At 58.2% G+C, this 7,739-nt stretch carries 6 protein-coding genes; all 6 read right to left on the bottom strand.

Features of this window, described 5'->3' with window-relative positions; translation table 11 throughout:
* Window positions 1-89: 89 nt before the first annotated feature.
* Window positions 90-1,778, bottom strand: a complete 1,689-nt coding sequence (locus B9Z47_RS16970) for a DEAD/DEAH box helicase family protein (protein WP_108332397.1) — start codon at window positions 1,776-1,778, stop codon at window positions 90-92.
* Window positions 1,775-2,929 carry a YhcG family protein gene (locus tag B9Z47_RS16965; RefSeq protein ID WP_108332396.1) on the bottom strand — a complete coding sequence of 385 codons (1,155 nt, stop codon included), beginning with the start codon at window positions 2,927-2,929 and terminating at the stop codon, window positions 1,775-1,777. The genes B9Z47_RS16970 and B9Z47_RS16965 overlap by 4 nt, the downstream gene beginning before the upstream one ends.
* 9 nt (window positions 2,930-2,938) lie before the next feature.
* Window positions 2,939-4,753 carry a site-specific DNA-methyltransferase gene (locus tag B9Z47_RS16960; protein WP_233253857.1) on the bottom strand — a complete coding sequence of 605 codons (1,815 nt, stop codon included), beginning with the start codon at window positions 4,751-4,753 and terminating at the stop codon, window positions 2,939-2,941.
* A 104-nt stretch (window positions 4,754-4,857) separates the two neighbouring features.
* Window positions 4,858-6,285 (bottom strand): ATP-binding protein, encoded by a 1,428-nt coding sequence (locus B9Z47_RS16955; RefSeq protein ID WP_108332394.1) that lies wholly within the window; start codon window positions 6,283-6,285, stop codon window positions 4,858-4,860.
* Window position 6,286: 1 nt separating this feature from the next.
* Window positions 6,287-6,568 carry a hypothetical protein gene (locus B9Z47_RS16950; protein WP_199226461.1) on the bottom strand — a complete coding sequence of 94 codons (282 nt, stop codon included), beginning with the start codon at window positions 6,566-6,568 and terminating at the stop codon, window positions 6,287-6,289.
* Between the two features lie 218 nt (window positions 6,569-6,786).
* Entirely contained in the window at window positions 6,787-7,689 is a 903-nt protein-coding gene (locus tag B9Z47_RS16945) for a LysR family transcriptional regulator ArgP (protein WP_108332393.1), read from the bottom strand.
* Between the last annotated feature and the right edge of the window lie 50 nt (window positions 7,690-7,739).

Below are 7,739 nucleotides of genomic sequence, written 5' to 3'. Positions count from 1 at the left end.
CCAAAGTGTAGCAAATGGCAGGTCGCATGACAACGTAACTTGCCAGCACGTATTGCACTCAATATTGCCACTACAAAAAAATCAGAAGATCAGTTGCAAGTGCTTGATTTTGTTGAGGCCGGAGGCGAAAAAGGGCGAAAAATCGGGATTTGGTGTCGAACTCGGGTGTCCCAGCCCTCGCGCAGTGCAGTGTGGCTGAACAAAAACTGCAGCGGCTCGGCGGTGGACAGCAGCCTTTCCTTGTGCTGCATGATCAAGTGATACGTGCTGTCGTCTTTGGCCACCAGCCCCGAGGTGTCCACCCACACGGTTTTGGCCTTCACGCCCTTACCCTTTTTCTCGCCTGAAAAATAACCGTCATGCACCTGGCTGGCCTCGTGCGGAATCAAACCCCGGTACTGCGGCAAGCGGGCGTATTTATTAAAGGCCTCTTCAAACCACAAGCCAAACTTGCCGGTGGTGGGCTGGCCGTCTGCATCGAAGGCGCGGTAATTCGCCACCTTGTCGATGAAGAACAAGCTCAACACCTTGATGCCCATGGGTTGCAAATTCTTGAGCTTGGCAAAGTGCGCGGCCACCGTGCGCTCGATCTGGTAACGCATCACATCGTCCGTCAGGCCACCTTGCTTTTCGTGCAGCTTCAGCACCCGCCCGCCCGAAAACTCGATCTCGCCGGCATCGGCGCGGATCTCATTCAGGATGTAGCCGTCTTGGTAAGCCTCGCGCTGTTTGGACTTGGCATACACATCGTCTTCCAGCTTCAGCGTGATTTCCGAACGCTTCACGCCCGTCTTGCCGTTCACATCAATCGCCACCCGAGCAACGATGCTCTTGGCTTTGGCCTCGATGCTCAGCAGCTCGATGAAGGCTTGGTTGTGGTCGGCATCGGCCAACACACCGTCCACCTCGATCTGCTTGACCAGCCCCAAGTCGTAGGCCTGCACAGGGTTGAGCGAATACAGCAGGTTGTAGGGGTTTCGGTGCGTGGCCGAATAGCGCAGCGTACACAGCGGGTTCAGGTCCAGCAAGGCGGTGCGGCGCAAATCGGTTTCAAAGTTTTGCGGCTCGTCCACGATCACCACCGGGTTGACCGCCTGGATGTACTCGATGGGCGCAAACGCCCGCTCGCCTTTTTGCTTGATACGGGTGCCGTCTTTGGCAAAGCTGTCGATGTTGATCACCAGCACGCTCAGCGCGTCGCTCAACGCGAAATCGCGCAGGGCCGACAACTTGCTGCTGTCGTAAAGAATAGGCACGCAAGGCACATGGGCGTAGTCGTTGGCAAAGTGGGGGCGCGTGACCTCCAGATTTTTCATGGTGCCCTCGCGGATCGCCACGCTGGGCACCACCACCACAAACTTCTTGAAGCCGTACTGCTTGTTCAGCTCGTACATCGTCTTGATGAAGGTGTAGGTCTTGCCCGTGCCCGTTTCCATCTCCAGCGACAAATGCGGCACCAGTCGAGTGCTGGCCACGCCGTCATGCAGCTCTTGCACTTCGTCGCCCAGCAGTTTGGGGCTGACCTGGCTGGGGTCGGGCTCGCCTTGGGCGTTGCGCAAATTGGTCAGTTGCACCTGCTGCACATTGGCCAGCAATTGCTCTTCGGACAAATGAAGGGCGTTGCCAATGGTGCCGTCGGCCGCATAGCGCACGCTGGCGTTTTGCCCGGCCAGCGAAAACTCACTTTTGGCCAGTGGCTGGCCGTCAAACACCTTCACCACCGCATCGACCGCCTTCTTTTGGTAGTCCTGGTGGCTGAATTGCAGTTGCATCGTCATGTCTCGTCCTTGTTGTCTGGCTTGCTGCTGCGCACGCGCTGGGTTTCACGCTCAATTTCTGCACGCAGGGCTTCTTCGCTGGGCAGCACCGTCATGTAGCGCGATGCAAACAATTGCTTGCCCTCGTTCAAAACCGAATACCGCGCCACCACCTCATCGCGCTCGGCACACAAAATCAGCCCCACCGTCGGGTTGTCGCCCTCGCTGCGCTTGAGTTCATCAAACATGCGCACATACATGTCCATCTGGCCCACGTCTTGGTGCGTGAGCCTGCCCAGCTTCAAATCCACCAACACAAAGCACTTGAGCAAGTAGTTGTAGAACACCAGGTCAATGTAGAAATGGTGCAACTCGGTGCCGATGCGCTGTTGACGCGCAACGAACGCAAAGCCCTTGCCCATCTCCAGCAAAAACGGCTGTAACTGATCGATGATGGCCGTCTCTAAATCAGCTTCATGCCATTGGCTGGCCTCTGGCAGATCTAAAAAATCCAGCACATACGGGTGCTTGATCGCATCCACCGGGCTCGCCAGCACCTGTCCTTGTGTCGCCAAAGCCATCACGCCCGCTTTGTCGCGGCTTTTGACCAAGCGCAAAAACAAGTGGCTTTGCATGTGCCGCTCCAGCTCCGGCTGACTCCAGCCGTTGCGCTCGGCCTCTATCTCGTAAAACAAACGCTCGCTGCGCTCTTCAATGCGGCAAAGGGTGCGGTAATGCGTCCAGCTCAACTGGGCAGAAAAACCCTGCAAAGCCTCATGCTCGGCCAAGGCCACCGACAAATCGGCCACTACCGCCGCACTGCCGCCACCGTCCAAACCCAATTCGCCACGAGGCTCGTGGCGAATCTCGGGTTGCCGGTGGGCATAGGTCTGGTAGAACTGACGAAAATACTTGATGTTGCTGATCGAAAACCCACGGCCATAGCGCTGTTGCAAACCCTTGGACAAGCCCTCCAACAGCGCTGCGCCGTAATCAGCCCGGTCTTGCCCGCCTTGCAAGGCCTGCACAATTTCGCGGCCAATCAGCCAGTAGGCCAGCACCATTTCACTGTTCACATGGCGCACCGTGCGCGAACGCGCCGCATCCAAAATGCCCACCACCCGGTCAAGCAGACCGTGGTCGGTCTCGGCATGGATCAAACCTTTAGCCATACCGCGCCCTCAAATCACCGTCAGGCCAATTTCCAGCCCGGCCAGTTCCAGCTGCAGGTTGGACAGCAGTTCGTCGGCTTTGGGGCCCACAAAACACGAATTGAGCATGACCACCTGAGCGGGCTTGGCTTGGACGAGTTCGTCTTTCAGCGCCTTGGTGTAAGGGTCAAAGCACAACAACATGAGCCTGTTGTCGGGCATGAGGACGCTGTACACCGTGGCACCGGCCATGTCCGTGGGCTTGCTGATGGCGTGCACGCCCAATGCGCCCAGGCCGTGCTTGAGCAACAGCTCGGCCAGCATGGCGGTTTGGGCAGGCTGGTCCTCTGTGCCTATGGCCTGCTTTTCGGCGCTTTGGAACAGTTGCAGCTGTTCGCGCAGCGCCTCGGCGCTGTTGGCGTCGCCGCGCCAGACCTTGAAATTGGACGGGGCCAGGGTGAAGTGGGCGCAGGCCAGGTCGGCGGTTTTGTCCGGGTGCTCGGCTTGGAGCTTGGCAATCACCTTGTCGATGCGGGCGCGGGTGATGTCGGCGATGGTGCGGTAACCGGCTTTGTAGGCCTCGCTGTCTTCGTCGAGGACTTCGGGCATTTGGACGCTGATGCATTGACGGGTGCCGCCGTCTTCGTGATTTAACTCAATGACTGCGTTTGCAGCTGTCCCTGATCCGGCAAAGAAATCTAAACAGATATCGCTGAGGCCACAGCCTATGCGTAGTGCATGTTTGATAAGTTTTGTAGGCTTTGGATTTGTGAAAACGTTTTTTCGTCCTAACAAAGCAGAAAGCTCTTTCGAGCCCTCTTGATTATTTCCCTGAGACTTCTCCCACCAAGTGTCAGGCAGGCGCCCGCCATATTCACTTAAAAACTGCTTGTAATAAGGTTGACCGGAGCTACTGAAAACGATTCGATTATCTGAAAGTAGCTCTTGAAATTTCTGTGGGCTACATGCCCAGGTTTTAGTAATTGGGCCAACAGGCGTTGCGATTTCGAACGTCATTGTTGGCCTTGCACCCTCAAGCGTTCGTTCGAGTTTCTGTGTTTTATATGGACCGCGCGGGTCATCATCAGGATTTTTGTACTTATCCTCGTCTTCGACAGCGAGCCTGCCTAATGTGGATTTTTCACTTTTCGAATAGCAAAAAATATGATCATGGCTAACCGAAAACCCTTGACCTGAAACCGCCCCTGAAACCGTGCGCCGCCAAACAATATTTGCTAAAAAATTTTCGCTTCCAAAAATTTCATCACAAAGCACCTTCAAATTCGCTGCTTCGTTGTCATCAATGCTGATGAATATCACCCCGTCATCACGCAGCAAATTCCGCGCCAAATACAAACGCGGGTACATCATGGACAGCCAAGCGCTGTGGTACTGCCCGCTTTCCTTGCTGTTCTTTTTCCAGAGATTTTGTTTGTTCAGAAAACCGGCTTCGTTTTTCTCGCCCGTGCGGCGCTGGTATTCATCCAGCGTTTCGGAATAGTTGTCGGGGTACACAAAGCTGTCGTTGCCCGTGTTGTAGGGCGGGTCGATGTAGATCATCTTGACCTTGCCGTAGTAGCTTTTTTGCAGCACGCGCAGCACTTCCAGGTTTTCGCCCTCGATCAGCATGTGCTGGGCCTGCGCCGGGTTGTTGGTGTCAGGCCGCAGGGTGTGGCTGCTGGTTTTCTGGATCTCGCGGCGGGCGGCGGTTTTACCTGCCCATGACAGTTCGTAATGCTCGTCCGATGCCAAGCGGTCTTCGCCCAGCAGCTCTTGCAGCTTGGCCACGTTGAGCTGTTGGTCGCTCATGAGTTCGGGCGCGGTTTGCGCCAGCAGCGCCAGCAACTCGGCTTTGCGTTGGACGAGGGCGTCGGGGCTGTGGCCCAGGTCGTCCAGGGTGGTTACTTTGGCGGCTGCGTTGGCCGCTGTGGTGCCGGTTGTTTTGTTTTTCATGTCTTCCCTTTGGAGTCTGGTTCTGTCACTTCCCAGCGCCCGCCCTTGGTTGGGCCAAGGCGGCGAAGCTTGCCTGTCTGCTTGAGCTGGTTGAGGTGGTAATTCACCCCGTCTACGCCAATGCCAGTGGCGGTAGACAATTCGGCGGCGGTGATCTCTGGCTGCTGTTGAATCAAGATCAGCAGCCTTTCTTTCATGCGCAGGGGGCGTCTACTGCTGCTTTCTGTAGCAGTTTCTTTAGTAGTTTCTTTGGTAGTTTCTTTGGTAGTACCGCCCGTTTCTTGGGTAGTCACTGCGGTCGCACTGGGCCGTTCAAAACTGGCCACAAACAACCGGGCGATCTCGCGGAACTCGACATCGGGGGCGTTTTGCAGAATCAGGGGCATGCCGCGCCCCCAGGCTTCGACCATGTCAATGCGCCTGAACAGGTCTGCCATCAGCGGGTTGCGGCGGTGTGAGACGTTGCCCCGGCGCATTTCGTCAAAGGTCAGGCCATCAAAAAGGCCACCGGGGTTGCGGATTTCGACCCGGTTTTTGTAAATGGCGATCTGGATGTAATCCGGGTCGCGCCAGTCGCGGTGGCAAAAGGCGTTGATGATGGCTTCGCGCAGGGCTGCACGCGAGATTTCGGGCACGTCCACCCGGCGCATGCCTTCCAGGCGCATGCCGATGTGGATGTTTTTGAGGATGTATTTTTCGGCCTCTTCAATCAGTTCGAGCACGTCGCCATCGAAGTCGTGCCGGTCAAGGATGGTGGCGCTGGTGGTGCTGGCAAACACGGCGCAGCGCAGCTGGACGGGCTGGTGCGCAAAGAACAGGCGGGCGGCGTTGAGCAGTTGCCCGTCTTGCAGCAGGCCGAGTTTGGTGAGGGCGTTGGCCTGGTTGTCCCAAGGCAGGCCGGCCCGCTCCACGAAGCGGCGAATTTTGTATTCGCTCAGCTCGGTCAGTGGCGTGTTGCAGGGCTCGTTGTCCCAGCGCAGGGCGGCGCTGTTGCGCTTGAGGATCAAGCTTTCCAGTTCGCGGGCGCTCATTTGGCGGTCTTCGTCGGCCACGCGAATGTAGGCGCGGCCATGCGAGAAATACGGTTTTTGGTGGCCTGTGGCTTGCACGCGCAGACAGGTTTTGCCCGCCACGTCGACCGAGGTGATTTCGGGGTAGAGCCGCGGATCGATGTGCGCCCCTATGGCTTGCGAGACTTCACGCAAGGTTTTTTCAATGACCATCAAGCCCGCGGGTTTGCCGATGGGCGAAACGCCAAACCACAAATCGGCTTGCCCGTGTTTGTTGAGCATGGCCACGAGCGAGATCAGGCCTTGCTTGAGTTCGGCCAGGCTGGTTTTGAATTCGACGGTTTCGGATTCATTGGAGGGAAATGTGTCAGGCCCATGTGCTGGCGGCGATGACAAAGGGGTGTTGCCGCTCATGTCACTGTTCATACAGGGTGAACGGCTGCCGCTTGCGCTCGGCCCAGTATTGGCACAGCACGATGCCCGCCTCGATGGTCTTGCCCAGGCCCACCTCGTCGGCCAGCAGCACACCCTTACTCAGCGGCGAGCGCAGCGCAAAAACCGCCGCCTCGATCTGGTACGGGTTCAGGTCCACGCTGGCGTTAAAAAGCGCCTGGCTCAAACGCTCCAGCCCGCCGCCTGCGTGCTGCAGGGTCAGGTCGTGCGCGATGTATTTGGCTTGGTGGGGGGTGAGCTGCAAGACGGTGCGGCCTGAGGCCGTAGATATGAACTAAAAGCTTCATATCGTAATGTCAACCTCACTGATTAGAGGTTTTAGATGCTCTTTCTTTGTGATTTTTGTTCACTAAAAAGATCTCAAGGCAGGGCAAGGCTGGGGCTGCTGGTCTGTGGGGCACGGGCTCCATTGGCAGCGCCCGCCCTCTCACAAGGCCTGGGTATGCGCACGGTGTTGCGATTTCAAACGCCCCCAGCCATCAAACTGCCCTGCGCCGCCTTGAGCACCGCACGACTTAAGCCATCGAGCAAGGCAGATGCAGCGCGGGTTTCCTGCCAATACAAGGGCACATCCAGCGGTGTGCCCGGCACCAGTTCCAGCAAAGCACCGCTTTGCAGGTGCGGCGCAATCAGCGTGAGCGGGTGCAAGCCCCAACCCATGCTGGCCAGTGAGGCCTCGACAAAGGCCTGCGTGGACGGCAAGGTGTGCCGCGGCAGCTCCACATGCCGGTGGCACAGCCGCCGCACCCACCGGGCCTGCAGTTCGTCCTGCGTGTTGAACACCAGACTGGGCGCCTGGGCCAGGCTGCCGGCCGTCACGCCGTGCGCAAAGTGGCGCTGCACCAAAGCGGGGCTGGCCGCCGCCACATAGCGCATGGCCCCCAGGGCGCGGCTGTTGCAACCGGTGGCCGGGCGAGCCGTGGCCGTCACGGCGGCCAGCACCGCGCCGCTGCGCAACCACTCGGTGGTGTGGTCTTCGTTGTCCACCGACACCGCCATCAGCACCGGTGCCTCGGCCGCAAACGCGGTCAGGGCCGGGGCAAACCAGGTGGCCAGGCTGTCAGCGTTCACCGCTATGGGCAGCGTCACGCGCGCCACCCCTTCAGGGGCCAGACCCGGCAAGGTGCCTTGCAGTTCCTGCTCGAGCAGCCGCACACGGTCCATGTGCTGGCACAGGCGTCGGCCAGTCTCGGTGGCCTGACAGGGCTGGCCGCGCACCACCAGCGCACAGCCCACCCGCTCTTCCAGCAGCCGAATGCGCTGCGACACGGCGGACGGCGTGACGTGCAATGCGCGTGCCGCACGTTCAAAACTGCCTTCACGCACCACCGCTGCCAAGGCCGCCAGAGAAAAATAGTCAAGCATGAAATTAGTTTTCCTAAAGTGGATGAAGCAAAGACAGTTTGTCTTCATCT

It is taken from the genome of Limnohabitans sp. 2KL-1 (genome assembly GCF_003063435.1).
GTDB lineage: Bacteria > Pseudomonadota > Gammaproteobacteria > Burkholderiales > Burkholderiaceae_C > Limnohabitans_A.
This window is presented reverse-complemented; position numbering and strand designations above follow the sequence as displayed.

Bases quoted from the DNA above. Each gene is read 5' to 3' on its own strand.
- B9Z47_RS16965 (WP_108332396.1), bottom strand. From the start codon at position 2,929: ATGGCTAAAGGTTTGATCCATGCCGAGACCGACCACGGTCTGCTTGAC.
- B9Z47_RS16955 (WP_108332394.1), bottom strand. From the start codon at position 6,285: ATGAGCGGCAACACCCCTTTGTCATCGCCGCCAGCACATGGGCCTGAC.
- B9Z47_RS16970 (WP_108332397.1), bottom strand. From the start codon at position 1,778: ATGACGATGCAACTGCAATTCAGCCACCAGGACTACCAAAAGAAGGCG.
- B9Z47_RS16945 (WP_108332393.1), bottom strand. From the start codon at position 7,689: ATGCTTGACTATTTTTCTCTGGCGGCCTTGGCAGCGGTGGTGCGTGAA.